Source organism: Actinoplanes octamycinicus (assembly GCF_014205225.1).
In the GTDB taxonomy this organism is placed as follows: Bacteria; Actinomycetota; Actinomycetes; order Mycobacteriales; family Micromonosporaceae; genus Actinoplanes; species Actinoplanes octamycinicus.
In genome coordinates this window covers 3,169,670-3,193,086 of the sequence record NZ_JACHNB010000001.1, presented here as the reverse complement: position 1 = coordinate 3,193,086, position 23,417 = coordinate 3,169,670, and the positions used below count along the sequence as shown (strand labels likewise).

Genomic DNA, 23,417 nt, shown 5'->3' with positions numbered 1-23,417 from the left:
CGCGGCGGTACCGTCGGGATCATGGCTGAGCCCGAACGCCGCCGCCGGCGGGTCCGTCCCCCGTCCGGGACGAGCCCCGCCCCGGCCGAGCCCGCGGCGCCGGTGCCCGCCCCGCCACCGTCCGCCCCGGTGCCGGCCCCGGCCGCCCCGGCCCCGGCCGCCCCGATCCCGGCCGCCCCGATCCCGGCCGCTCCGGTGCCGGCGCCGCCGGCCGGCGCCCGGCCGGGGAAGCGGCCCGGCCCGCCGGGCGGCAACCCCGAGGACCGGGAGGCCGAGCGTGGCCTGCGCGGCCTGGTCGGCTCCGGGTCGTCACAGGTCAGCGTGGGCGCGGCGCTGCGCGCCCGGGACGCGGCCCGGCCCACCGACGAGGATCTGGCCGCCGCCGACCGGGACCTGGTGATCGTCCGGCGGAACTGGCTGCCCCGGGAGGACCTCCCGCGCCGCTGACTACGATGGGGACGACCACCGTCCGCTCCTGGAAACGGTTGACCAACACATGCAGTGGAAGAACCGCCCCAACGGCCTGACCTGGTCAGGTGTCATCAAGAACGAGGAAGCCAAGCGGGAGGCGGCGGCCCGGCTGGCCGCCGAGTTGCAGGACGGGCAGACGGTCGGCATCGGCTCCGGCTCGACCAGCTTCCTGACCCTGCAGGCGCTGGCCGCGCGCGCCGAGCGGGAGGGCCTGTCCTTCACCGCGATCCCCACCTCGATCGAGGTGGCGAACGCGTGTGCCGCGCTGGGCCTGCGCACCGCGACGCTGAACGAGGTCCGGCCGGACTGGTGCTTCGACGGCGCCGACGAGGTGGACGCGAAGAAGCGGCTGATCAAGGGCCGGGGCGGCGCGCTCTACCAGGAGAAACTGATGATGGCCGCGGCACCGAAGGCGTTCATCGTGGTCGACCAGTCCAAGATCGTGGACCGGCTGGGGCAGAATTTCGCGGCCCCGGTGGAGATCGACCCGGCCGCGCTCAGCCTCATCTTCGAGCAGCTGCAGGACTTCCCCGGCCTGGAGGAGGTCACCCTGCGCCCGGCCGGGGGCAAGGACGGCCCGGTCATCACCGAGCGCGGCAACCTCACCCTCGACCTGCGGTTCAGCGAGATCGCCGACGACGCCCACACCCGCCTCAAGCAGATGTCCGGCGTCGTCGAGACCGGCCTCTTCTTCGGGTACGACTTCGAACTGATCCTGGCCGGTTGACAGCCGGCTAGAAGGTCAACGCGGCCCGCAGGGCGGAGGCCACCTGATCGGCCGCCGCCCGGGCCGCGTCGATCGTGGCGATCTTGCGGGCGAAGCCGTGGTTCATCCCCATGTAGCGGGTGTGCACCACCGGCACCCCGGCGGCGACCAGCGCGTCCGCGTAATCGGCGCCCTCGTCGCGGAGCGCGTCGTACTCGGCCGTGATGATCAGGGTGGCCGGCATCCCGGACAGGTCGGCGACGGCGAGCGGGGCCACGTCCGGGGTGAGCCGCCGCGCCGGGTCCGGGACGAAGGTCTCCCAGGCCAGCTTCATCGAGGCGCGGTCCAGGCCGTACTCCCCCACCTCGTCGTAGGACTCGGCGGAGGTGAGCGGGTCGAGGGCCGGGTAGATCAGCGCCTGGAAGTCGACCGGGGTGCCGGCGTCCCGCTGCCGGCGAGCGGTGACGGTGGCCAGGTGGCCGCCCGCGCTGTCCCCGCCGATCGCCAACCGGGACGGGTCGACACCCAGCTCGGCGCCGTTCTTGCGGACGTGGTCGAGCACCGTGGCGGCGTCGTCCAGCGCGGCCGGGTGGACGTGCTCCGGGGCGAGCCGGTAGCCCACCGAGAGCACCGCGAGACCAGACCGGTCGGCGACCCGGCGGCAGAACCGGTCCACCGTCTCGATGCTGCCGTAACACCAGCCGCCGCCGTGCAGGTAGACGAAGACCGGGGCGTCCGGCCGGGTGGCGTAGAGCCGGCAGGGCACGCCGCCGGCGTCCAGGTCGACGACGACCGGCAGCGGCAGGGCCGGGCCGGTCTCCGCCTCGTTGGACTCCTCCATCGCCGCACGGGCGAACTGGAGCTGGTCGTAGGGGCTCGCCGAGAGCTGCTCGGCGGAGGGGCGGCGGCGAAGTTTCGCCGCCGCCGTCACCTGCGGATGGAGCATCTTCGTCGGTACGTCAGCCGAGCTGCGCCAGGACGAGTCCGCCCCGCGCCTTCGGGGTGAACCAGGTGCTCTTCCGCGGCAGCTTCAGCCGGGCCAGGTTGACCTCGACGAAGTCCTCCACGGTCACCGGGGCGATCAGCACCGCCAGCTCGGCGCGGCCGTTGTCGACCTCGTCGCGCAGCCACTCGACCGGGTAGTCGCCACCGATGTAGGAGATCCGCTTGTCGCCCGGGTCCAGGCCCAGCACGTCGCGCAGCAGCACCCGCTCGACCAGCGCGTGGTCCAGGTTCTCCACCGCCGTACCGGCCGGGTCGGACGGGAGGCCGACCGCGTAGGAGCGGCCCCCGGCGTACATCTCGATCGTGCCCTTGGCGGGCAGCTCCGCGGCGCGCGGCAGCTCGGTGACCGTCGCGCCGGCCGCGCGCAGCCGCTCCAGCAGCTCGTCCGGAGTGGCCGGGAGCTCGCTGATCAGGCGGTTGTACGGCTGGATGGCGACCGAGGCGGGCGTGGTGATCACCGCGAGGAAGCGCGGCAGGCCACCGGTCTGGGCGGCCAGGCTGCGGTGGTTGCCGTCGGCGACCACCAGCTCGCCTCCGCCGGCCAGCTCGGTGAGCCGGTCCTGCTCGGCGCCCGGGCCGAGCACCCAGATGGCGTGCGTCCGGCCGCTCTGGTCGGTGTCGGTGGCGGCCGGCTCGCCCGCGGCGTCGCAGGCCTCGGCCAGCGCCGCGTGCAGCTCCTCGCCCTTGCCGGTCTGCAGCAGCAGCACCGGGGAGAGCAGGGTCTGCAGCGCGTCGGCGAGCGCCACCCGCTCGCGGACCTTGGCGATGAAGACGTCCTCGTTGCGGATGACCAGGCCCGGCTCGTCGGCGCTGGTGGAGATCTGGTCGGTGTCGACCATGCTCCACAGGCCGTAGGCGGGCGCCTCGTCCTTCGCGGTGATCCGGTAGAGCACCACGACGTGCTCAGCCTGCCGGTAGTGGCCCTCGGACTTGTCGCGCTCCAGCCGGACGACAGCGTCCGGGAGGGATTCCGCGAAGGTCTTGCCGAGGGACTCGGGCGCGAGATGCGGCATTTCCACGGCCAGCGCGCTGTGCGGGGCAGCCGTGATGATGTCGGTGATTTCGGCGTCGTCGGCGAACTCGTCGTAGTTCTGGGCTCCGGTACCGCCAGTGGTGATCCAGGCCCGGCTGATCGGGTGCACGACCGTCATGCCTGGCAACTTACCCGGCGGCCCGGCGGTACCCACGCACCGGCATGTTCCCGCGTGACCTGCTCAACTGCGCCCGTCGGCGGGCGTTCACCGGCCGTTCCACCGGGCGGGCGGTGACCACCACCGGCGGGGCGACCAGACCCGCCCATTCCGGGGACAGATCCGGCCATACTTCGCGCTGGACGCCGATGGTCACGCCGGCGACGTCATTGGATGAGGTGTACATCACCTCATCCAACGACCGCCGGCGGCGACAAGTGGCGAACTAATCGAAAATCGGACCGATCTCCCGGCTCCGCTTGATCTCGTAGAAGCCCGGGGTGCCGGCCACCAGCAGCACGCCGTCCCACAGCTTGCCGGCCGCCTCGCCCTTGGGCGCCGGGGTGACCACCGGCCCGAAGAAGGCGATCTTCTCGTCCGGGTTCGGCCCCGGCGCGTGGATCACCGGGGTACCCACGTCCGTGCCGACCGGCTTCATCCCGGCGTTGTGGCTGGTCCGCAGGGCCTCGTCGTACCGGTCGGTGTCGGCCGCCGCGGCCAGCTCCGGGTCCAGCCCGACCTCGGTCAGCGCCTCCCGGTAGAGCTTCTCGTCCAGCTCGTACTTCTGCAGGTGGATCCGGGTGCCGAAGGCGGTGTAGAGGTCACGCAGCGCCTCCGGGCCGGCCGTCTCGGCGGCGGCGATGCAGACCCGGACCGGGCCCCAGCCCTTGGACATCAGGTCGCGGTACTGCTCAGGGAGGTCGCGGCCCTCGTTGAGCACCGACAGGCTCATCACGTGGAAACGGACGTCGAGGTCACGGACCTTCTCCACCTCGAGCAGCCAACGGGAGGTCATCCAGGCCCACGGGCAGATGGGGTCGAACCACATGTCGACGGTGGCGCGTTCAGTCATAGATCGATCCTGCCACCAACTGATGGTGGTGCGGGTGCGGTGTGACGGAGGCGTGGCGCATAGGCTGCGAGGAAAAGCAGTCAGCTCGAAGGAGAGTGCACGTGGCCGGTGTTCACAACCTGACCCAGGTCGAGGCCGCCGAGCGGAGTCGATTGCTCGAGGTGACCGGTTACGACATCACCCTCGATCTGACCGACGGAAGCGGCAACCCCGGGTCCGACACCTTCCGCTCCACCACCACCGTTACCTTCCGGTGCAGCGAGCCGGGCGCCGAGACGTTCATCGAGGCCGCCGCGGCGAAACTGCACGGCGCCACGCTGAACGGCACGCCGCTCGACCTGAGCACCTGGTCGGCCGAGCGCGGCCTGCCGCTGCCCGGCCTGGCGGAGACCAACGTCCTCGTCGTCGACGGCGACTTCGCCTACTCGGCGAGCGGGCAGGGCCTGCAGCGCAGCGTCGACCCGGTGGACAAGGAGATCTACCTCTACAGCCAGTTCGAGACCGCGGACGCCCAGCGGGTGTACGCGGCGTTCGACCAGCCCGACCTGAAGAGCGTGTTCACCTGGCACGTGACCGCGCCGAACCACTGGAAAGTGGTCTCGAACATGCCGGTCGACCGGGAGGAGCCGGTCGGGCCGGGCGCGCGGACCGTCCACTTCACCGAGTCGGCGCGGATGAGCACCTACATCACGGCGATCTGCGCCGGGCCGTACCACGAGGTCCGCGACTCGCACGACGGCATCGAGCTGGGCGTCTTCTGCCGCGCCTCGATGGCCCGCTACCTGGACGCCGACGACCTGTTCCTGATCACCAAGCAGGGCTTCGACTTCTTCCACGAGCAGTTCGGGGTGCGGTACCCGCTGCCCAAGTACGACCAGCTGTGGGTGCCGGACTTCAACGCCGGCGCGATGGAGAACTTCGGCTGCGTGACCCACGCCGAGGCGCACTACATCTTCCGCTCGCAGGTCACCGACTACGAGTACGAGCAGCGCGCCAACACCATCCTGCACGAGCTCGCCCACATGTGGTTCGGCGACCTGGTGACCATGCGCTGGTGGAACGACCTGTGGCTGAACGAGTCGTTCGCCGAGTGGGCGAGCCACTGGTGCAACACGCACGCCACCCGGTTCACCGACGCCTGGTCGACCTTCCTGTCCATCCGCAAGGCCTGGGGTTACCGGCAGGACCAGCTCTCCTCCACCCACCCGGTGTACTGCGAGATGCCGGACCTGGAGGCGGTCGAGGTCAACTTCGACGGGATCACCTACGCCAAGGGCGCCAGCGTGATCAAGCAGCTGGTCGCGTACGTCGGCCTGGACCCGTTCCTGACCGGCCTGCGGGCGTACTTCACCAAGCACGCCTGGGGCAACGCCACCTTCGACGACCTGCTCACCGAGCTGGAGGCGGCGTCCGGCCGGGAGCTGCGCAAGTTCGCCGCGCAGTGGCTGGAGACCGCGCAGGTCAACACGCTGCGCCCGGTCGTCGAGCTGGACGACCAGGAGCGCTACACCAGCGTGGCGGTGCTGCAGGAGGCGCCGGCCGGCTACCCGACGCTGCGTACCCACCGGATCGGGATCGGCCTCTACGACCTGGACGGGGACCGCCTGGTGCGGCGGGACCGGATCGAGGTCGACGTGACCGGCGACCGGACCGAGATCACCGCGCTGGCCGGGGTGAAGGCGCCGGACGTGCTGCTGCTCAACGACGACGACCTGACCTACGCGAAACTGCGCCTGGACGAGCGCTCGATGGGCGCGCTGGTCAAGCACATCGCCGGGTTCGAGTCGTCGCTGCCGCGGGCGCTGTGCTGGGCCGCGGCCTGGGACATGCTGCGCGACGCCGAGCTGGCCGCCCGCGACTACGTGGAGCTGGTCTGCTCCGGCCTGCCGGCCGAGACCGACATCAACCTGACCACCGCCACCCTGCGGCAGGCGGCCAGCGCGCTGGTCAGCTTCGCCGACCCGGCCTGGGCGCCGACCGGCTGGGCGATGCTGGCCGAGCTGGCCGCCACCCAGCTGGCCGCCGCCGAGCCGGGCAGCGGCTGGCAGCTGACCTGGGCGCGGGCCTACATCACCGCGGCCCGCACGCCGGAGCAGGCGGCCGTGCTGCGCGGCTGGCTCAGCGGCGGGGAGAAACCGGCCGGCCTGGTGGTCGACACCGAGCTGCGCTGGTCGCTGCTGCAGGCGCTGTCCGCGATCGGCGCGGCGGCCGAGTCGGAGATCGACGACGAGCTGGCCGGGGACAAGACCGCGAGCGGCGAGCGGGAGGCGGCGATCGCCCGCGCGCTGCTGCCCACCCCGGAGAACAAGGCCCGGGTGTGGGCCGAGCTGACCGGGCCGCAGACCCCGCCGAACTGGCTGAACCGGTCGCTGCTGCAGGGCTTCCAGAGCACCCGCCAGGTGGCCCTGACGGCGCCGTACGCGGAGAAGTTCTTCGCCGTGGTGGGTGAGGTGTGGGCCCGCTCGGACAGCGAGCCGGCGCAGGAGTTCGCCACCCTGGCCTACCCGACGTTCCAGATCAGCGAGGAGACGGTCGCGCTGACCGACGCCTGGCTGGCCCAGGAGGGGCACCCGGCGTCGCTGCGCCGGCTGGTCGCCGAGGGCCGGGACGGGATCCTGCGGGCGCTCAAGGCCCGCGCGAAGGACCAGGCCGCCGGCTGACTCATCCGCAGCGAGTGAACGGCCCCGTCCGGTTCGCCGGATGGGGCCGTTTTTCCTGCGTACTGCAAGTTGCATCGACGCTGCGTGAGTAGGCTGGCACTCCGCGGCGTTGGAGGTGGCGCGTGACGATGCTGAGCCAGGGCTCACCGGTGCGATGGACCGCACCGGACGGCCGGTGGACCGAGCCCGACCTGCACCTGTTCCCGCAGGACGGGCATCGGTACGAGATCGTCGACGGCAGCCTGCACGTCACCCCGCCCCCGCTGGACACGGCGCACGACGCCGCGGTCGACGCGGTGGTGCTCGCCCTGCGCGCGGCCGCCCCGCCGGACTGGTGGGTCTGCGCCCGGCTCGGCGTGGAGATCGACACCAGCAGCCTGGTGCCGGACGTGACCGTGCTGCGCCCGCGCTCGTCCGGCGGGATCTGGGTCGACCCGGCCGACGTGGCCCTGGCGGTCGAGGTGGAGTCACCCGAGACGCAGCGGTACGACCGGCTGCTCAAACCCGCGGTGTACGCGTCGGCCGGCATCCCCGGTTACTGGCGGGTGGAGCCGGGCGTGGCGCTGACGGTCTACGCGCTGGACGGCTCGGCCTATCGGCAGGTGCAACGGATCGAGGGCGCCGAGTTGGTGAAACTCGACGCCCCGTACCCGATCCGGGTGAATTGTTTCTGAGCGGCTCAGGCCTTGCCGGCGTGTGAGGCCAGCTGATCCAGCCCGATCATCAGGCCGCCGACCAGGTCGCCGCCGGAGAACGAGCCGGCCATGCCGAAGGCGGCCAGTTTCGCGTCCCGGTCGGTGATCCGCTTACGGGCCTCGTCGCCGGTGACGATCTCCAGCCGGCGCTGGCCCGGCGAGACCGCGATCAGCACCGCCTTGTGCGGGTTCGCGATCTGGCTGTGCAGTTTCTCCGCGGACTCGCGCAGCGGCTCCTCCAGCTCACCGAGGTAGATGCTGAAGGTCAGGCCGGTCGCCTGGTCGGCGATCCGCAGCGCCTCGTCGAGACGCAGCAGCTGGCGGGTCGTGAACGGGCCCTCGCGGCCGGTCTCGACCAGCTCACCACTTGTCACTTGCGCCTCCTGTCGGGCCGGGCCGGACCGGAGCGCCGGAACTGTCCTCGATGACGAGTCCACGCTCGATCGCCGGAGTCTCATGGCCGTGACCGGCCGCGACGGCCTTGGCGGGCGAGGCCATGAACCACATCGGGGCGAACTCGTAGGGCCGGCCGGGACGGTACCGCTTGGACGGCTTGCCCTTGTCGGAACCGGCGAACACGATGACCGCCACCGTGCCGATGACCGCGGCCGGGATGATCACATAGACCAGAATGGTGGTGATGACAGACAACTGAACGCCCCCAGGCGCCGGTGATCCATTTTGAGTCGAACATCAATCACGGTAGCGGAGCACCAGTCGTGCCGGACCGTCGGGTCTCGAACCGGGGTCTCACGCCGTCGGGATCTACGCGGATCGTGCTTCCCGGTGCGAAAATCACCTTCACGCGCCGTCCGCGTACTTTCCGCCCGCGAACGGCGAGAGGGGGTTTCCATGCGATGGATCGGTTCCGCCGCCGCCACGGTAATGATCATGGTGATGGCCCTGCTGCCCGGGACTGCCGCGCGGGCCGCGGCGGTCTTCGTCGAGCTCAACCCCAGCACGGTGCCGGCCGGCGACCACGTCTCGCTGCGCGCCTCGTGCACCGACAACCTGCAGCCCGCGACGGTCACCGTGGAGGGGGTCGGGCCGGTCCGGGTGAAACCCGAGTTCGGCTTCCTGACCGCGACCGCGAAGGTCCCGGGCGACACCGAGGCCGGCGACTACACGGCCACCCTGCAGTGCCCGGACGGGAAGACCGCGACCGCCACGATGCACGTGGTCGTCGCGTTCGCGCCGAGCCGCGGGCCGGCCACCGGCGGCGGCGGGACCGCCCCGGAGCGGACGGCCGCGCTGCTGGTCGGCGGCGGCCTGACGATCCTGGTGGCCGGGCTGGGCCTGGCCGTGCTGTCGACGCGACGCCGGCGGCTGGGCTGAGGCCGCGGTGGCGGAGGAAGAGAAGCGCCCGCCGCGCGTGCCCGAGTCCGTCGTCGGCAAACAACCCGCCCAGGTGGTCGCCGCCCCGCTGCCCGGCGTGGTGACCGGCCCGCTGCCCACGCCGCCGTCCCAGGCCGGCCGGAGCCGGCGGAAACCGGTGCATCCGGGCCGGCCGCGCCGCCGCCGCCGGCGCCGGACGCTCGGCATCGGCTGGATCGCGCTGGTCATGTTCTTCATCGGACTGTTCGCGGTCGGCATGGGACTCGGCGTGGCCACCGGCTTCGACCTGGGGATGTTCCGCGACCCGGACCAGCCGCCGCCGCGCGAGTTCCCGGTGCTCGACCCGAGCCGGCCGCAGCGGCTGGCCATTCCGGACCTGCGGGTGGACGCGCCGGTGCTGGAGGTCGGACGGGCCGGGGACGGGTCGGTGGAGGTGCCGCCGCTGAAACGGCACAACGAGGTCGGCTGGTTCGACGGCGGGCCGACGCCCGGGCAGTTCGGGCCGGCGCTGTTCGTCGGGCACGCGGACACCCGTACCGGGCCGTCGGTCTTCCACGACCTGGGGCGGCTCAAGCCGGGCCAGCCGATCGAGGTGCGCCGGGCGGACGGCACGGTCGCCGTCTTCGAGGTCAACTCGGTGGAGCACTACGACAAGGACCGGCTACCCGTGCACCGCGTCTACGGCGACTACAGCCGGCCCTCGCTGCGGCTGATGACCTGCGGCGGGAAATGGCTCGGGGGCGACCAGGGCTACTCGGACAACGTGGTCGTCTACGCGTCCCTGGTCGACTCCCGATAAAAGATCACGCCGCCTCGGCGTCAGCCAAGGCGGCGTGGTGGTCGGGCAGATCCAGCCAGTCCATCCAGCGGGGATCGGGCGTGCGGTGCCCGAGCACCCGCCAGGCCACCCCGCGTGGCGCCTGCGGTATGGAATGAAGCCGCCAGCCCAGCTCGGCGGGGGTCTTGTCGCCCTTGCTGTGGTTGCACTTGGCGCAGGCGGCCACCACGTTCTCCCAGGCGTGCAGGCCGCCGCGGCTGCGCGGGAAGACGTGGTCGATGGTCTCGGCGGAACCCCGGCAGTAGGCGCAGCGGCCGCCGTCGCGGGCGAAGATGGCGCGGCGGGAGAGGCCGACGTGGGTGCGGTAGGGCACCTTCACATACCGGGTGAGGCGGACCACCGAGGGGACCGGGAGTTGCTCGTGCGCGCTGTGCAGGATGCCGTCACCGTCGGACACGCACTCGGCCTTGTCGGTGAGCACGAGGATGGTCGCTCGACGCACCGATACGACGCACAGCGGCTCGTAGGTAGCGTTCAGCACTAACGCGGAAGAGCCCACTGTGGGTCGTATGTCAGGCATCGCGATCACCCTTCCGGTGTCAGTTGCTGGTGCGCGCTCCTGTAGCTCAGCCGAGTGTGATCTGGGCCTCGCTGACGAAGCCTGTGCGCCAATAGTCCCTGATGGATGACCAAATTGCGAGCACAATCTGTGGCTGGACGGTAAACGTCTGACGTCATGCACTCAGCCGGACCCGGTACCTTCACTACCCGTGCTGCTCCTCGCTCCAACCCCCGACCCGACCGTCACGGTCCCCACCGTCGACCTGACCAAGTCCTGCGACGCGGACTCGGTGTGCAAGTGGCTGCTCGAGCACGACGTGAGCCCCTGGCTGGCGAAAAGCGGCTTCGTGTTCGTGGTCAAACCGCTGCGGGTGCTCGTCATCGTCTTGATCGCGATGCTGATCCGGTGGCTGTTGCACCGCGCGATCAGCCGACTCACCGCCAGCACCTCCCGGGCCGCCATGCCGGCTCTGCTCAAACCGCTGAAGGAGCGGCCGGACGTCACGGCCGAGGAGGCACAGTTCATCCCGGAGCGCCGCCGCCAGCGGGCCGAGGCGATCGGCTCGGTGCTGCGCAGCTTCGTCAGCGCGGTGGTCTTCACCATGGCCACCCTGCTGGTGCTCGGTGAGTTCGGGTTCGACCTGGCCCCCCTGCTGGCCAGCGCCGGGATCGTCGGCGTCGCCCTCGGTTTCGGCGCGCAGAGCCTGGTCAAGGACCTGATCGCCGGCCTGTTCATGCTCCTGGAGGACCAGTACGGGGTGGGTGACACGGTCGACCTGGGCGAGGCCACCGGCGTGGTGGAGAGCGTCGGCCTGCGGATCACCACGGTCCGCGACACCCGCGGCGTGCTCTGGTACATCCGCAACGGCGAGATCGTCCGGGTCGGCAACAAGAGCCAGGGCTGGGCCATGGTGGTGATCGACATCCCGATCGGCTTCGTCAACTCGGAGGAGGCGGTCGCGGTGCTGAAGGAGGCCGCCGTCGCGGTCGCCGATCACCCGGAGCACCAGAAGGAGTTCATCGAGCCGCCGGACGTGGTCGGCGTGGAGACGCTGACCGTGGACGGCGCGACCATCCGGACCATCGCCAAGACCACCGCGGACAGCCAGGCCATCGTGCAGCGCGAGCTGCGCCGGGCGCTGACCGAGGCGCTGGAGAACACCGGCCTGTCCGAGCGGATCGCCGCGTCCCGGCTGGTCCCGCGCTCCGCGGTGCCGCCTTCCTGGTACCCGGGGGGCGAAAATTCCTCGCCTTCGATAAGTGAACAGCGGCCGGGCGGGGCGTCCTGACCTGCGCTTACGCTAGCAACATCGGTTACAACCTCCGCCGAACGGCCGAAAATCGGGCTAACCGCCCTAGCATCGACTCGGACGATCGGGCAGAATCCGGTACAGCTTCTGCACATGCATAGGCACGTTCGCGCCGGTCACCCCGAGCGCGTGCACGGCCTTCGCCGGGCTCTCGGCGATTGTCGAGAGCGATGGAGGACACGTGGCCAACCCACCGGAGGAGCCCAAGCCAGCCACATCGGCTACGGAGGGTGGCGACCAAGCCACCTTCCGTAGCCTTTTTGGGTTGCGGGAGTACCGGGCGATCTACTCCTCCATGGTGATCAGCTGGGTCGGCGACTACCTGTCCCGGGCCGCCGTGACCGTCCTGGTCTACCAGCAGACCCGCTCGGTGCTGCTCTCCGCGATCTCGTTCGCGATCGGCTACCTGCCGTGGATCCTGCTCGGCCCGGTGCTCTCCGCCCTCGGCGACCGCTACCCGCACCGCCGGGTGATGGTCGTCTGCGACGTGTTCCGGATGAGCCTGACCGCGGTGCTGCTGATCCCCGGCCTGCCCACCCCGCTGGTCCTGCTGGTGATCCTGGTCGCCAGCCTGGCCACCCCACCCGCCCAGGCGGCCCGTTCGGCGGTGATGCCGCTGGTGGTCGGCCGGGAGCGGCTCACCCTGGCGATCGCCACCAACACCACCACCGGCCAGGCCGCCCAGGTGGTCGGTTACCTGATCGGCGCGACCGTGGCGGTGGGCCTGGACCCGCGCGCGGCGCTCGCCCTGGACGTCTGCAGCTTCGCCCTGTCGGCGCTGCTGATCGCCCTCCGGGTCCAGGCCCGCCCGGCCGCGGTGGCCCCGTCGCAGCGCCGGCACCTGCTGCGCGAGACGGCCGAGGGCTTCCAGGTGGTCTTCGGCAACGAGGTGCTGCGCTCGATCGCGATCGTGGTGTTCACCGTGATCGCCTTCGTGGTGGTGCCGGAGAGCCTCGCCGCCTCCTGGGCCGCCGAGGCCGCCCCGGACGGCACCTCGCAGGGCCTGGCCCAGGGCCTGATCATGGCGGCCGGCCCGCTCGGCTACGTGGTCGGCGGCCTGATCTTCACCCGGCTGGTCCCGGCCGAGCGGCGCTGGCGGCTGCTCCCGATGCTGGCCGTCGCCACCCCGCTGGTGCTGATCCCGACCCTGCTCAACCCGCCGACCGTGGTGGCCGCCGCGCTGATCCTGGTGTCCGGGATGACCCAGGGCGCGCAGATGCCGGCGCTCAACGGGTCGTTCGTGCTGGCCCTGCCGGCCAGCCACCGCGCCCGGGCGTTCGGGGTGATGAACAGCGGCATCCAGACCAGCCAGTTCCTCGCGGTCGGGATCACCGGGCTGCTCGCCGACCACGTCAAGGTGCCGACCGTGGTCGGTGGCTGGAGCGTGGCCGGCACGATCGCGCTGCTGGTGGTCGCGGCGTCCTGGCCCAGCCGGGACAAGTTCCTGGCCGCCGAGCGGACCGCCGCCCCGGTGGCCGAACCCACAGGGTAGGGCCGAGGGCGTTGCCGCGGACGGCTGGCAGGATGGAACGGTGAGCGCACCCGTACCGGAAGAGGTCAGCTTCTTCGCCGCCGTCGGCGGCGAGGAGACGTTCCGCCGCCTCGTCGACGTGTTCTACGAGGGCGTCGCGCAGGACCCGCTGCTGCGGCCGATGTATCCGGAGGAGGATCTCGGTCCGGCCGCCGAGCGGCTCACGCTGTTCCTGATGCAGTACTGGGGCGGTCCGAACACGTATTCGGCCAGCCGCGGCCATCCCCGGCTGCGGATGCGGCACGCGCCGTTCCGGGTCGGCCCGGCCGAGCGGGACGCCTGGCTGGCGCACATGCGGGTGGCGGTCGACTCGCTCGGCCTCGAGCCGCAGTTGCACACCATGCTCTGGGACTACCTGGAGCGCGCGGCCTATTTCATGGTGAACACCATGGATCCGGCGCACGGATAGTCACGCCACTCCCGGGTGGCTCGTTGATCGGGTTGTCCATCCACGATCCGGGAGCCGCCCCATGCGTCGTCGCCATCTGGCCGTCGCCACCGTTTTCCTCGCCGCCCTGGCCGGTTCCCCGCCACCGGCGATGGCCGACATCACGCAGTCCGAGATCGTCTCCAGCAATCCGGTGGACTGGACCCCGCACGTGCTGGACGGCACGGTGTGGGCGCTCGCCGTGGTCGGCGACACGGTGATCGTGGGTGGCGCGTTCACCAAGGTGGCGGACAGCAGCCGGCGGACCACCCTGGCCCGGAAGAACATCTTCGCGTTCGACCTGCACGACGGCTCGATCCGGTCGTTCGCCCCGGAGGTGGACGGCGCGATCTACTCGCTGGCGCCGGGCGCCGACGGGACGGTCTACGCCGGGGGCGCGTTCAAGACCGTGAACGGCGCCTCGTCGCGCGGGCTGACCCGGCTCTGGCTGGGCAGCGGCAACCGGGACACCTCGTTCAAGGCCCGGGTCAACTGGGGTGACGTGCGCGCGCTGGCCACCCGGGGCGACGACCTCTACGCGGCCGGCACGTTCACCGCGATCAACGGGACCGGGCGGGTCGCGCTGGCCCGGATGGACGCCGAGACCGGCGCCGTCGACCAGGGCTTCGACGCGCACCTGGCCGGGCCGGGACTGAGCCGGACCCGGGTCGAGCACTTCGACGTCACGGCGGACGGGCGCAAACTGGTCGCGGTGGGCGCGTTCCTCAAGGCGGGGAGCTCCGACCGTACGCAAATCGCGCTCTTCGATGTCGGTGGCTCGTCGGCGCAGCTCACCGGGTGGTACACGCGGGCCTACGAGCCGCAGTGCATGAAGGGCTTCGACACCTACCTGCGCCAGGTGAAATTCTCCCCGGACGGCACCTATTTCGTGGTCGCGGCGACCGGCCGGGCCTCCTCGGCGCAGAAACTCTGCGACTCCGCCGCGCGCTTCGAGACGAACCGGACCGGCGAGCAGCGGCCCACCTGGGTGCAGCGGACCGGCGGCGACTCGCTCTACGCGGTGGCGATCACCGGGCCGGCCGTCTATCTGGGCGGGCACCAGCGCTGGTTCGACAACCCCTATGGCACCGACGGCAACGGCCCGGGGCCGGGCGCGGTCTCCCGCCCGGGCATCGGCGCGGTCAACCCGATCACCGGCAAGGCCCTGTCCTGGAACCCGACCCGCTCCCGCGGCGTCGGCGTCCGCGCCTTCCTGACCGTCCCGCGCGGGCTGCTGGTCGGCTCGGACACGGACCAACTGGGCAAGGAGTATCACGGCCGCCTGGGCATGTTCCCCCTCGACTGACACGGCACCTCAGCCCGCCGGCTCCGGATCGCGGCCGCGGTGAGGCTTCGATCGCTCCGGACCGCCGGGCTCACGGGATCTACCCGCGAGCCCGGCGGTCTCGTGGTGACGAGCACCTTCACGAGACTGACTCGGACCGCGCTGATCACTGATCGTCGCTCCCGCCAGGGACCCTTCCGGGCCGAGCTGGCCGCTGGCGCGTCCAGAACGCTCAGCCCTCCAGGGCGACGCCCGCGGCCGGCCACGGTTTACCCCAGAACCCGGTCCCGCGTGCACTCATCCACACCAGCCGGTTGTCCACAGGCGCCGCGCGCGATCATGAGATTTCGCGCCACAATGTCGGCCGAGGAGGTGGCCCCCCAGTGGTGGGTGGGTCCCCTGTCGGTCCTGTCCGCCGCGGGCCCCAGCCGGGCCTGCTCGCGCCGGCCGGATCAGAGCAGGGCGCCCTCGTCGTGGAGCCAGTCCACGAACGAGGTGGCGACGGCGGCGCCGCAGTCCAGCAGCTCGACCAGGAGGGTGTCGTGGGTGCCGGCGGCGAGCGGGACCTGCAGCTCCGCGTAGATCGGCAGCTGGCCGCGCTCGGTCGGGTCACCCACATAGGCCTTGCAGAAGCGCCGGGTGTGGTTCCACTCGTTGACCACCCGGTACGCCCGGTCCGCCCAGTCCGGCGGCACCGTCGCGTGCGGGCGGGCGCGCATCACCAGGATCTCGTCGTCCGGCCCCTCCAGGGTGAACAGCACCGCGTGCCGCTCCCACATGGCGAGCAGGCTCCCGCCGCCGTCGGCGAGGAACCGGATGTCGAGCAGGTCGAGCGCTTTGCCGATGCGCGTCAGCGACACCGGCTCCACCAGATCGGACGATCCGGCGGCAGGCAGTTCGGACGGAGCGGCGGTCCGACTCGGCTCGCGCTGGGCCGGGACACCGACGCGGACGGTGCTCTGCACCGCCACTTCGCCACCGGTATCCGGCTCGTTACCCGCGGCCGATCCCGGACGCCATGACCACCACGGCATCGTGTGCACCTCACTCCCCAACAGACCGACTGCCGGACGTAGCAGTAGATCCGAGGGCCGACGGTACCCGGAGCGTTCCTGAAGGTCATCCCCCCAACGGGAGGGCGGGACCGGAAGGACTAGGCGACCTCACCCTTTCGGGTGAGTCGTCATCGTCATTACGGTCAATTTGTGGGCGCTCTGTCGCCAAGCGACTCCATATGGTGCCGAAATTCCCACCCAGCTGCCGGCCCGCCGCACGCGCGCCTCGGCCGGCTCGGCGTCCCGCGGACCGAGGAAACCCATCCGGGCAACCGCTTGCACGAGTCGCTGGGAGACCTCGACCGGGTCGCCGCGCTCCGGCGTGACGACCAGCGCCACGTGATCGAGGAGCGCGTCGCGGACCTGCCGCTGACCGACCGCCCGGCCGGCGACCCCGCCCGTGGTCACCTCGCGCAGCGTGCCGGCGGCGGCGACCGCGAGCCGGGTCAGCTCGGCGCCGGCGACCGACTCGATCGCCTGGCTGGCCGGCGGCGGCAGCGGCCAGCGCCACTGGGTGTCCCGGCGGTCCGGCAGCTCCTGGCCGCCGGCGGCGAGGACGGCGAGCAGCGCGGCCGCGGAGACCGTGGCGTCGCCCGGCCCGGGGCCGGCCACCTCGCGGGTGACCAGCACGTCCCAGGGCAGGTGCGCCCAGAGCGCGGTCCGGCCGCCGGACGACCGCAGCCGGACCGGCGCCGCCGGGTCCAGCCGGGTCAGCCGGGCCAGGAACGCGCCTGCGTCGGGAACCCCGAGCAGGCCGTGCCCACTCATGACCCGCCCCCGGGACCGAGTGCCCCGCCCCCGGGACCGAGTGCCCCGCCCCCGGGACCGAGTGCCCCGCCGCCGGAAGCGAGTGCCCCGTCACCGGGAGCGAGTGCCCCGTCGCCGGAAGCACCGGGAATCCCGGAGTACGGCTTCAGGAAGTCCCGCTCCTCCGCCGACAACCGCCGCGGGTGCCCGTTCGCCAGGTTGTACGGCACGCACACCGATTTCGCCCGGCTGGCCAGCACCCCGTCGTCGAACAGCTCGTACGCCACGGTGAACGTCGCCGCCCGCAGCTCGGAGACCCACATCTCGATCCGCACCGGCTCGCCGAAGTCCACCGGCCGCAGATAGTCGATCTCGTGGCGGGCGATCACGATGCCCTCCTCGAACGAGCCGAGCCCGTGCTTGCGGGCCCCGACGAAGAACATCGCGACGCGCGCCTCCTCGTACAGGGTGAGGAAGCGCGCGTTGTTGACGTGCCCGTACGCGTCCATGTCGGACCAGCGCACGGGCACGTCGTAGACGAAACGACCGTTCATCGATTTCGCTTCGGTTTTCCGCCGCGGACCGGATCAGTCACGCGTCAGCTTGCGGTAGGTCACCCGGTGCGGACGCGCCGCCTCGGCGCCGAGGCGGTCGATCTTGTTCTTCTCGTACGCCTCGAAGTTGCCCTCGAACCAGAACCACTTGTCCGGGTCCTCGTCGGTGCCCTCCCACGCGAGCATGTGGGTGGCGACCCGGTCCAGGAACATCCGGTCGTGGGAGATCACCACGGCGCAGCCGGGGAACTCCAGCAGAGCGTTCTCCAGGCTGGAGAGCGTCTCGACGTCCAGGTCGTTGGTCGGCTCGTCGAGCAGGATCACGTTGCCGCCGATCTTCAGCGTCATCGCCAGGTTGAGCCGGTTGCGCTCACCGCCGGAGAGGACCTTGGTCGGCTTCTGCTGGTCCGGACCCTTGAAGCCGAAGGCCGCGACGTAGGCCCGGGACGGCATCTCGACCTTGCCGACCATCATGTGGTCGAGCCCGTCGGAGACGACCTCCCACACGGTTTTCGACGGGTCCAGGCCGGCCCGGCTCTGGTCGACGTAGGACAGCTTGACCGTGTCGCCGATCCGCACCGAGCCCTCGTCCGGCTGCTCCAGCCCGACGATGGTCTTGAACAGCGTGGTCTTGCCGACGCCGTTCGGGCCGATGATGCCGACGATGCCGTTGCGCGGCAGCGAGAACGACAGGTGGTCGATCAGCGTCCGCCCGTCGAAGCCCTTGACCAGGTCGCTGACCTCGATCACGGTGTTGCCCAGACGCGGGCCCGGCGGGATCTGGATCTCCTCGAAGTCCAGCTTCCGGGTCTTCTCCGCCTCGGCGGCCATCTCCTCGTAGCGGTCCAGGCGGGACTTCGACTTGGTCTGCCGCGCCTTGGCGTTCGACCGGACCCACTCGAGCTCCTCGGTGAGGCGCTTCTTGAGCTTGGCGTCCTTGCGGCCCTCGACCGCCAGGCGCTGCGCCTTCTTGTCCAGGTAGGTCGAGTAGTTGCCCTCGTACGGGTACGCCCGGCCGCGGTCCAGCTCGAGGATCCAGCCGGCCACGTTGTCCAGGAAGTACCGGTCGTGGGTGATCGCGATGACGGTGCCGGCGTACTTCGCCAGGTGCTGCTCCAGCCAGTGGACGCTCTCCGCGTCCAGGTGGTTGGTGGGCTCGTCGAGCAGCAGCAGGTCGGGCGCCTCGAGCAGCAGCTTGCAGAGCGCGACGCGGCGGCGCTCACCACCGGAGAGCTGGGTGACGTCGGCGTCCGGCGGCGGGCAGCGCAGCGCGTCCATCGCCAGCTCCAGCTGCGAGTCGATGTCCCACGCGTCGGCGTGGTCCAGCTCCTCCTGGAGCTTGCCCATCTCCTCCATCAGCTCGTCGGTGTAGTCGGTGGCCATCTGCTCGGCGATCTTGTTGAACCGCTCCAGCTTGGCCTTGGTCTCCGCGACCGCCTCCTCGATGTTGCCGAGGACGGTCTTGGCGTCGTTGAGCGGCGGCTCCTGCGCGAGCATGCCGACGGTGTAGCCCGGCATCAGCTTGGCGTCGCCGTTGCTCAGCGTCTCGAGCCCCGCCATCACCTTGAGCAGCGTGGACTTACCGGCGCCGTTCGGGCCGACCACACCGATCTTGGCGCCCGGCAGGAAGTTCAGCGTCACGTTGTCCAGCACGACCTTGTCGCCGTGCGCCTTGCGCGCCTTTTCCAGGACGTAGATGAACTGGGCCACGGTGTGCCCTACCTCCGAGATCGTGAGTTTTCGGTGCCGGAATCAAAGGGCAATCTTTCCAGGTCCCACGGGCACCGCGAACGTCAACCCCTGGCGGTCACTCCGGGGCCAACTCCTGGACCTGCTGCTTGCCGCCGAGCCTGGTGATCAGCAGACGTTCGTCGTTCAGATTGAAGATACTCCCGTCCGCCGCGGTCCCCTCGAAACTGCCGTCCGGCTGACGGGTCACGTCGCGCAGGAAGAGCGCCGTCTCGCCCTCCACCCACGGAGCCGACTCGCCGCCCTTGTTCGCGTGGTAGAAGAGCCGGCCGGCGGTGTCCTGGCAGATCCAGATCACCGTGCCCCGGGTGGTGCTGCGCCGGAGCACCTGGGACAGCTCCCCCTGGGCGCCCTGGGTGGGCCCGATGTCCTGGGTCTGCTGGGGGCAGAGACCGTCGGTGGCCAGGAGAGTAGGCGGCGCCGACGGGGTATACGAGGAGGGGTCGGTGGACGTCGCGACCACCGGGGTGCGGTCCTTCCGCTCGCTGAGCAGATACCCACCGATCATCCCGATGATCGTGAGCAGCACCGTGGCGAGCACCACAGGATAGAAGATCGGGCGCCGCCACTGGGAATGATCATCGAGGGGGGTCACCGGCACAGGATGACACCCCGGTTCAAAATCGCATGACGAGAGTGGGTACGGCCCCGGACGGCTACGCACAGTAGGCTCGGCTGGGGAACAGAAACCACCCGGAGGTGTACTCAGCGTGGCCCAACGAAGTTCCTTCGTCGTCGTCGCCAACCGTCTACCCGTGGACGAGGTCACTCTGCCGAGCGGGGAGCGCCAGTGGCGCCCCAGCCCCGGCGGCCTGGTCACGGCGCTGCACCCGGTGCTCACCGAGCACCGCGGCACCTGGATCGGCTGGGCCGGCGGCGATGGCCCGGCTCATGAGCCGTTCGAACTCGAAGGCATCAACATCCACCCGGTGCCGTTGAGCGCCGACGAACTCGAGCGCTACTACGAGGGCCAGTCGAACGCGACGATCTGGCCGCTGTACCACGACGCCGTGGAGACCCCCGTCTACAAACGCCGCTGGCGGGACTCCTATCGCGCGGTCAACCAGCGGTTCGCCGAGGCCGCGGCGGACGTGGCGGCCGAGGGCGCCACCGTCTGGGTGCAGGACTACCAGCTCCAGCTGGTGCCCGCGATGCTCCGGGAGATGCGCCCGGACCTGCGGATCGGCTTCTTCCTGCACATCCCGTTCCCGCCGATCGAGCTGTTCATGCAGATGCCGTTCCGAGCCGAGATCCTGCGCGGCCTGCTCGGCGCCGACCTGGTCGGCTTCCAGCAGCGGCTGGCCGCGCAGAACTTCGTCCGGCTGGCCCGGCACCTGCTCGGCCTGCGCTACGAGGGCCAGTCGATCCAGGTCGACGGGCGCAAGGTGAAAGCCGGCGCGTTCCCGATCAGCATCGACACCAAGGAGATGGAGCGGCTGGCCGCCGACCCGTCGGTGCAGGCCCGGGCCAAGCAGATCCGGGCCGAGCTGGGCGACCCGAAAACGGTCATCCTCGGCGTCGACCGGCTGGACTACACCAAGGGCATCGAGCTGCGCCTCAAGGCGTTCCGCGAGCTGCTGGCCGACGGCAAGCTGAACGTCGGGGACGCGGTGATGGTGCAGGTCGCGACGCCCAGCCGGGAGCGCGTCGAGCACTACCAGACGCTGCGGGTGAAGGTCGAGCGCGAGGTCGGCCGGATCAACGGCGAGTTCGGCAAGGTCGGCACCCCGGCCGTGCACTACCTGCATCAGTCGGTCAGCAAGCAGGAGCTCGCCGCGATGTACGCGGCCGCCGACGTGATGATGGTGACGCCGCTGCGGGACGGGATGAACCTGGTCGCGAAGGAGTACATCGCCTGCCGCGGCGACACCGGGGGCGCGCTGATCCTCAGCGAGTTCGCCGGCGCCGCCACGGAGCTGCGCCAGTCCTTCCTGTGCAACCCGCACGACCCGGACGGGGTCAAGGACGCCCTGCTGCGCGCGATCAGCGCGGAGCCGGCCGAGCTCAAGCGCCGGATGCGGGTGATGCAGCGGCACCTGCGCACCCACGACGTCGCCCGCTGGGCCCGCACGTTCCTCGACGAGCTGGGCGTCGACGACACCGAGAAACCCCAGGACGACTGACACACCACGCTTGTCGGCGCCGGGCCGCTGTCGGCCCGGCGCCGTCTGCTGGCGTACGCCGGGGTCAGCCGGCCGGCGTGAACGCGCTGGTCGCGGCGACCACCTCGCCGATCACCACCACCGCCGGCGGCCGGATCCCGGCCTCCGCCACCTCGCCGGCGACCGCGCCCAGCGTGCTGCGCAACGACCGCTGGTGCGCCGTCGAGCCCTCCTGGATCACCGCGACCGGGGTCCCCGGGTCCCGGCCCTCGGCGATCAGCCGGTCCGCGATCTTCGGCAGGTTCTTCAGGCCCATCAGCACCACCAGGGTGCCGCGCAGCCGGGCCAGCGCCGGCCAGTCGATCAGCGAGTCCGCGTGGTCCGGCGGGATGTGCCCGGAGACCACGGTGAACTCGTGCGCCACCCCGCGGTGGGTGACCGGGATGCCGGCCAGCGCGGGCGCCGCGATCGAGCTGGTCACCCCGGGCACCACCAGCACCGGGACGCCGGCCTCGGCGCAGGCCAGGGCCTCCTCGCCGCCGCGGCCGAAGACGAAGTTGTCGCCGCCCTTGAGCCGGACCACGAACTTGCCCTGCAGCGCCCGGTCCACCAGGATCCGGTTGATCTCCCCCTGGGCGGCGGACGGGCCGTAGGGGATCTTCGCGGCGTCGATCAGCTCGACCTCCGGCCGCAGCTCGCCGAGGAGCATGCCGGGCACCAGCCGGTCGGCGACCACCACGTCGGCGGCGGCCAGCAGCCGGCGGCCCTTCACGGTGATCAGCTCCGGGTCGCCCGGGCCGGCGCCGACCAGCGCCACGCCCTTGAGCTCGGGTGCGGCCGGCGGGGTCGCCTCGAGCGCGTGCGCGACCAGGTCACGGACCGCCATGGCCCGGCGGCGGTCACCGCCGTCGGTCACCGCGACGGTCACCTGCCCGTGCCGGGTGACCGCCGGCGTCCACGCGGTGGCGGCGTCCCGGTCGTCCGCCCGTACGCAGAAGATGTGTTGATCCTCGGCGGCCGCGCTGACCTGGGCCGCTGCCTCCGGGTCGTCGACGGCCACGTGCACCAGCCAGGCGCCCCGGACGTCGGCCGGCTCGAAACGCCGGGGCGTCCAGGTCGCGCGGCTCGCGTCGACGTGCGCCTGCAGCGCCGGGGTCAGCTCGGGCGAGACGATGTCCACCCGGGCGCCGGCCGCGATCAGCGCCGGGACCCGCCGGGTGGCCACCGAGCCGCCGCCGACGACCAGCACGCGGCGGCCCTCCAGGCGCAGGGCGAGGGGGTACAAACTCATTTCTCCGACACTCCCGCCGAATCGAACGTCGCCACCTCGTGCAGGACCCGGACCGCGGCCGCGACGATCGGCAGCGCGAGCACCGCGCCGCTGCCCTCGCCGAGGCGCATCCCGAGGTCGAGCAGTGGCTCCAGGCCCAGGTGGGCGAGCGCGACGGTGGCGCCGGGCTCGGCCGAGCGGTGCCCGGCGACCATCGCGGCGACCGCGTCCGGGGCGAACGCGGCGGCGGCCAGCGCGGCCGAGGCGGCGATCACGCCGTCCACGATCACCGGCACCCGGTGCGCGGCCGCGCCCAGGAGGAAACCGGTCAGCGCGGCGTGCTCCAGGCCGCCGACGGTGGCCAGCACGCCCAGCGGATCGGCCGGGACCGGGGTGTGCCGGGCCAGCGCCGCGCCGATCACCTCGGTCTTGTGGGCCAGCATGGCGTCGTCGATGCCGGTGCCGCGCCCGGTCACGGTGGCCGGGTCGCTGCCGGTGAAGACCGCGATCAGGGCCGCGGCCGGGGTCGTGTTGGCGATCCCCATGTCACCGGTGAGCAGGCATTTCGCGCCGGCGGCGACGAGCTGATCGGCGACCGCGACGCCCAGCTCGACGGCGGCCAGCGCCTCCTCGCGGGTCAGCGCCGGCTCGGCGGTCATGTCCCGGGTGCCGCGCCGCACGTTCGCGTCCAGCAGGGTCGGGCCGCCGTGCAGCGGGATCGCCACCCCGGCGTCGATCACCATCACGTCCGCGCCGGCCTGCCGGGCGAACGCGTTGACCACCGCGCCGCCGGCCACGAAGTTCGCCACCATCTGGGCGGTGACCTCCTGCGGCCACGGGGTGACGCCCTGGGCGTGCACGCCGTGGTCACCGGCGAAGATCGCGACGGTGGCCGGCTCCGGCGCCGGCGGCGGGCAGACCCCGGCCAGCCCGGCCAGGCGCACCGACAACTCCTCCAGGGCGCCGAGCGAGCCGGCCGGTTTGGTCAGCCGGGCCTGCAGCTCGCGAGCGGCCGCCATGGCCGGCTCGTCGGCCGGGCGGATGGCCGCCAGGGTGGTCTCCAGGGTCACGGGCGCTCCTCGGTCACGTCTCGCTTCGCTCTCGGCTCGGTTCGCGGTTGGCTGCTGGCTCGG

At 71.6% G+C, this 23,417-nt stretch carries 23 protein-coding genes and 1 pseudogene; 11 read left to right on the top strand and 13 right to left on the bottom strand.

Features of this window, described 5'->3' with window-relative positions; genetic code table 11:
* Positions 1–21: 21 nt before the first annotated feature.
* Positions 22–447 (top strand): hypothetical protein, encoded by a 426-nt coding sequence (locus BJY16_RS46415; RefSeq protein WP_221501960.1) that lies wholly within the window; start codon positions 22–24, stop codon positions 445–447.
* A 49-nt stretch (positions 448–496) separates the two neighbouring features.
* Entirely contained in the window at positions 497–1,198 is a 702-nt protein-coding gene (gene rpiA / locus BJY16_RS14355; protein WP_185039939.1) for a ribose 5-phosphate isomerase A, read from the top strand.
* Positions 1,199–1,205: 7 nt separating this feature from the next.
* On the opposite strand, the gene BJY16_RS14350 is transcribed toward rpiA, so the two are convergent.
* The 3 genes from BJY16_RS14350 to BJY16_RS14340 all read right to left on the bottom strand — a co-directional run bounded on the left by BJY16_RS14350 (position 1,206) and on the right by BJY16_RS14340 (position 4,225).
* Positions 1,206–2,123 carry an alpha/beta hydrolase gene (locus BJY16_RS14350; RefSeq protein WP_185039938.1) on the bottom strand — a complete coding sequence of 306 codons (918 nt, stop codon included), beginning with the start codon at positions 2,121–2,123 and terminating at the stop codon, positions 1,206–1,208.
* A 13-nt stretch (positions 2,124–2,136) separates the two neighbouring features.
* Entirely contained in the window at positions 2,137–3,333 is a 1,197-nt protein-coding gene (locus BJY16_RS14345; RefSeq protein WP_185039937.1) for a DUF1015 family protein, read from the bottom strand.
* A 265-nt stretch (positions 3,334–3,598) separates the two neighbouring features.
* On the bottom strand, positions 3,599–4,225 hold the full coding sequence (locus BJY16_RS14340; protein ID WP_185039936.1) for a mycothiol-dependent nitroreductase Rv2466c family protein: 627 nt from the start codon (positions 4,223–4,225) through the stop codon (positions 3,599–3,601).
* A 101-nt stretch (positions 4,226–4,326) separates the two neighbouring features.
* Between BJY16_RS14340 and pepN the strand changes: the two genes are divergently transcribed.
* Both pepN and BJY16_RS14330 read left to right on the top strand, forming a co-directional pair.
* Entirely contained in the window at positions 4,327–6,885 is a 2,559-nt protein-coding gene (gene pepN, locus BJY16_RS14335) for an aminopeptidase N (RefSeq protein WP_185039935.1), read from the top strand.
* Between the two features lie 128 nt (positions 6,886–7,013).
* On the top strand, positions 7,014–7,559 hold the full coding sequence (locus tag BJY16_RS14330; RefSeq protein WP_185046446.1) for a Uma2 family endonuclease: 546 nt from the start codon (positions 7,014–7,016) through the stop codon (positions 7,557–7,559).
* A 5-nt stretch (positions 7,560–7,564) separates the two neighbouring features.
* On the opposite strand, the gene BJY16_RS14325 is transcribed toward BJY16_RS14330, so the two are convergent.
* Together BJY16_RS14325 and ctaJ are read right to left on the bottom strand one after the other, a co-directional pair.
* Complete coding sequence (locus tag BJY16_RS14325) at positions 7,565–7,954, bottom strand: DUF5130 family protein (protein ID WP_239178019.1); 390 nt, start codon at positions 7,952–7,954, stop codon at positions 7,565–7,567.
* Positions 7,941–8,231, bottom strand: a complete 291-nt coding sequence (ctaJ, locus tag BJY16_RS14320; RefSeq protein WP_185039933.1) for an aa3-type cytochrome oxidase subunit CtaJ — start codon at positions 8,229–8,231, stop codon at positions 7,941–7,943. The genes BJY16_RS14325 and ctaJ overlap by 14 nt, the downstream gene beginning before the upstream one ends.
* A gap of 201 nt (positions 8,232–8,432) precedes the next feature.
* Between ctaJ and BJY16_RS14315 the strand changes: the two genes are divergently transcribed.
* On the top strand, positions 8,433–8,915 hold the full coding sequence (locus tag BJY16_RS14315) for a hypothetical protein (protein ID WP_239178020.1): 483 nt from the start codon (positions 8,433–8,435) through the stop codon (positions 8,913–8,915).
* Positions 8,916–8,922: 7 nt separating this feature from the next.
* Positions 8,923–9,714 carry a class F sortase gene (locus tag BJY16_RS14310; protein ID WP_185039932.1) on the top strand — a complete coding sequence of 264 codons (792 nt, stop codon included), beginning with the start codon at positions 8,923–8,925 and terminating at the stop codon, positions 9,712–9,714.
* 4 nt (positions 9,715–9,718) lie between these two features.
* Here BJY16_RS14310 and BJY16_RS14305 read toward each other — a convergent pair whose 3' ends face one another.
* Positions 9,719–10,273, bottom strand: a complete 555-nt coding sequence (locus BJY16_RS14305; RefSeq protein WP_185039931.1) for an HNH endonuclease — start codon at positions 10,271–10,273, stop codon at positions 9,719–9,721.
* A 190-nt stretch (positions 10,274–10,463) separates the two neighbouring features.
* Here BJY16_RS14305 and BJY16_RS14300 point away from each other — a divergent pair, with 190 nt between their 5' ends.
* From BJY16_RS14300 to BJY16_RS14285, 4 genes are all read left to right on the top strand, one after another.
* Positions 10,464–11,543, top strand: coding sequence for a mechanosensitive ion channel family protein (locus tag BJY16_RS14300; RefSeq protein WP_373873490.1), 1,080 nt, complete (start codon positions 10,464–10,466; stop codon positions 11,541–11,543).
* A gap of 286 nt (positions 11,544–11,829) precedes the next feature.
* Complete coding sequence (locus tag BJY16_RS14295; RefSeq protein ID WP_221501959.1) at positions 11,830–13,056, top strand: MFS transporter; 1,227 nt, start codon at positions 11,830–11,832, stop codon at positions 13,054–13,056.
* A 40-nt stretch (positions 13,057–13,096) separates the two neighbouring features.
* The gene (locus BJY16_RS14290; protein WP_185039929.1) at positions 13,097–13,504 is read left to right on the top strand and encodes a globin; all 408 of its coding nucleotides are present in this window, start codon (positions 13,097–13,099) and stop codon (positions 13,502–13,504) included.
* Positions 13,505–13,565: 61 nt separating this feature from the next.
* Positions 13,566–14,828, top strand: a complete 1,263-nt coding sequence (locus BJY16_RS14285) for a PKD domain containing protein (protein ID WP_185039928.1) — start codon at positions 13,566–13,568, stop codon at positions 14,826–14,828.
* A gap of 431 nt (positions 14,829–15,259) precedes the next feature.
* Here the strand turns inward: BJY16_RS14285 and BJY16_RS14280 are convergent, their stop codons facing one another.
* From BJY16_RS14280 to BJY16_RS14260, 5 genes and pseudogenes are all read right to left on the bottom strand, one after another.
* Positions 15,260–15,841: a type III secretion system chaperone family protein gene (locus BJY16_RS14280; RefSeq protein ID WP_185039927.1), complete on the bottom strand. Its 582-nt coding sequence runs from the start codon at positions 15,839–15,841 to the stop codon at positions 15,260–15,262.
* A 129-nt stretch (positions 15,842–15,970) separates the two neighbouring features.
* Positions 15,971–16,630 (bottom strand): DUF8185 domain-containing protein, encoded by a 660-nt coding sequence (locus BJY16_RS14275; protein WP_185039926.1) that lies wholly within the window; start codon positions 16,628–16,630, stop codon positions 15,971–15,973.
* Between the two features lie 134 nt (positions 16,631–16,764).
* Positions 16,765–17,163: pseudogene (locus BJY16_RS14270) on the bottom strand (acyl-CoA thioesterase); the annotation flags it as partial.
* 33 nt (positions 17,164–17,196) lie between these two features.
* Positions 17,197–18,873 carry an energy-dependent translational throttle protein EttA gene (gene ettA / locus BJY16_RS14265; RefSeq protein ID WP_185039925.1) on the bottom strand — a complete coding sequence of 559 codons (1,677 nt, stop codon included), beginning with the start codon at positions 18,871–18,873 and terminating at the stop codon, positions 17,197–17,199.
* Between the two features lie 97 nt (positions 18,874–18,970).
* Complete coding sequence (locus tag BJY16_RS14260; protein ID WP_239178022.1) at positions 18,971–19,507, bottom strand: hypothetical protein; 537 nt, start codon at positions 19,505–19,507, stop codon at positions 18,971–18,973.
* A gap of 115 nt (positions 19,508–19,622) precedes the next feature.
* Here BJY16_RS14260 and BJY16_RS14255 point away from each other — a divergent pair, with 115 nt between their 5' ends.
* Positions 19,623–21,035 carry an alpha,alpha-trehalose-phosphate synthase (UDP-forming) gene (locus tag BJY16_RS14255; protein ID WP_185039924.1) on the top strand — a complete coding sequence of 471 codons (1,413 nt, stop codon included), beginning with the start codon at positions 19,623–19,625 and terminating at the stop codon, positions 21,033–21,035.
* 64 nt (positions 21,036–21,099) lie between these two features.
* On the opposite strand, the gene cobA is transcribed toward BJY16_RS14255, so the two are convergent.
* Together cobA and cobT are read right to left on the bottom strand one after the other, a co-directional pair.
* Positions 21,100–22,305, bottom strand: a complete 1,206-nt coding sequence (cobA, locus tag BJY16_RS14250; RefSeq protein WP_185039923.1) for a uroporphyrinogen-III C-methyltransferase — start codon at positions 22,303–22,305, stop codon at positions 21,100–21,102.
* Positions 22,302–23,354 (bottom strand): nicotinate-nucleotide--dimethylbenzimidazole phosphoribosyltransferase, encoded by a 1,053-nt coding sequence (gene cobT / locus BJY16_RS14245; protein WP_185039922.1) that lies wholly within the window; start codon positions 23,352–23,354, stop codon positions 22,302–22,304. The genes cobA and cobT overlap by 4 nt, the downstream gene beginning before the upstream one ends.
* Between the last annotated feature and the right edge of the window lie 63 nt (positions 23,355–23,417).

What these genes read in the sequence shown, in the direction of transcription:
- BJY16_RS14275 (WP_185039926.1), bottom strand. Translation starts at nt 16,630, where the DNA reads ATGAGTGGGCACGGCCTGCTCGGGGTTCCCGACGCAGGCGCGTTCCTG.
- BJY16_RS14280 (WP_185039927.1), bottom strand. Translation starts at nt 15,841, where the DNA reads ATGCCGTGGTGGTCATGGCGTCCGGGATCGGCCGCGGGTAACGAGCCG.
- cobA (WP_185039923.1), bottom strand. Translation starts at nt 22,305, where the DNA reads ATGAGTTTGTACCCCCTCGCCCTGCGCCTGGAGGGCCGCCGCGTGCTG.
- BJY16_RS14350 (WP_185039938.1), bottom strand. Translation starts at nt 2,123, where the DNA reads ATGCTCCATCCGCAGGTGACGGCGGCGGCGAAACTTCGCCGCCGCCCC.
- BJY16_RS14315 (WP_239178020.1), top strand. Translation starts at nt 8,433, where the DNA reads ATGCGATGGATCGGTTCCGCCGCCGCCACGGTAATGATCATGGTGATG.
- BJY16_RS14330 (WP_185046446.1), top strand. Translation starts at nt 7,014, where the DNA reads ATGCTGAGCCAGGGCTCACCGGTGCGATGGACCGCACCGGACGGCCGG.
- BJY16_RS46415 (WP_221501960.1), top strand. Translation starts at nt 22, where the DNA reads ATGGCTGAGCCCGAACGCCGCCGCCGGCGGGTCCGTCCCCCGTCCGGG.
- BJY16_RS14345 (WP_185039937.1), bottom strand. Translation starts at nt 3,333, where the DNA reads ATGACGGTCGTGCACCCGATCAGCCGGGCCTGGATCACCACTGGCGGT.
- BJY16_RS14340 (WP_185039936.1), bottom strand. Translation starts at nt 4,225, where the DNA reads ATGACTGAACGCGCCACCGTCGACATGTGGTTCGACCCCATCTGCCCG.
- BJY16_RS14285 (WP_185039928.1), top strand. Translation starts at nt 13,566, where the DNA reads ATGCGTCGTCGCCATCTGGCCGTCGCCACCGTTTTCCTCGCCGCCCTG.
- rpiA (WP_185039939.1), top strand. Translation starts at nt 497, where the DNA reads ATGCAGTGGAAGAACCGCCCCAACGGCCTGACCTGGTCAGGTGTCATC.
- BJY16_RS14305 (WP_185039931.1), bottom strand. Translation starts at nt 10,273, where the DNA reads ATGCCTGACATACGACCCACAGTGGGCTCTTCCGCGTTAGTGCTGAAC.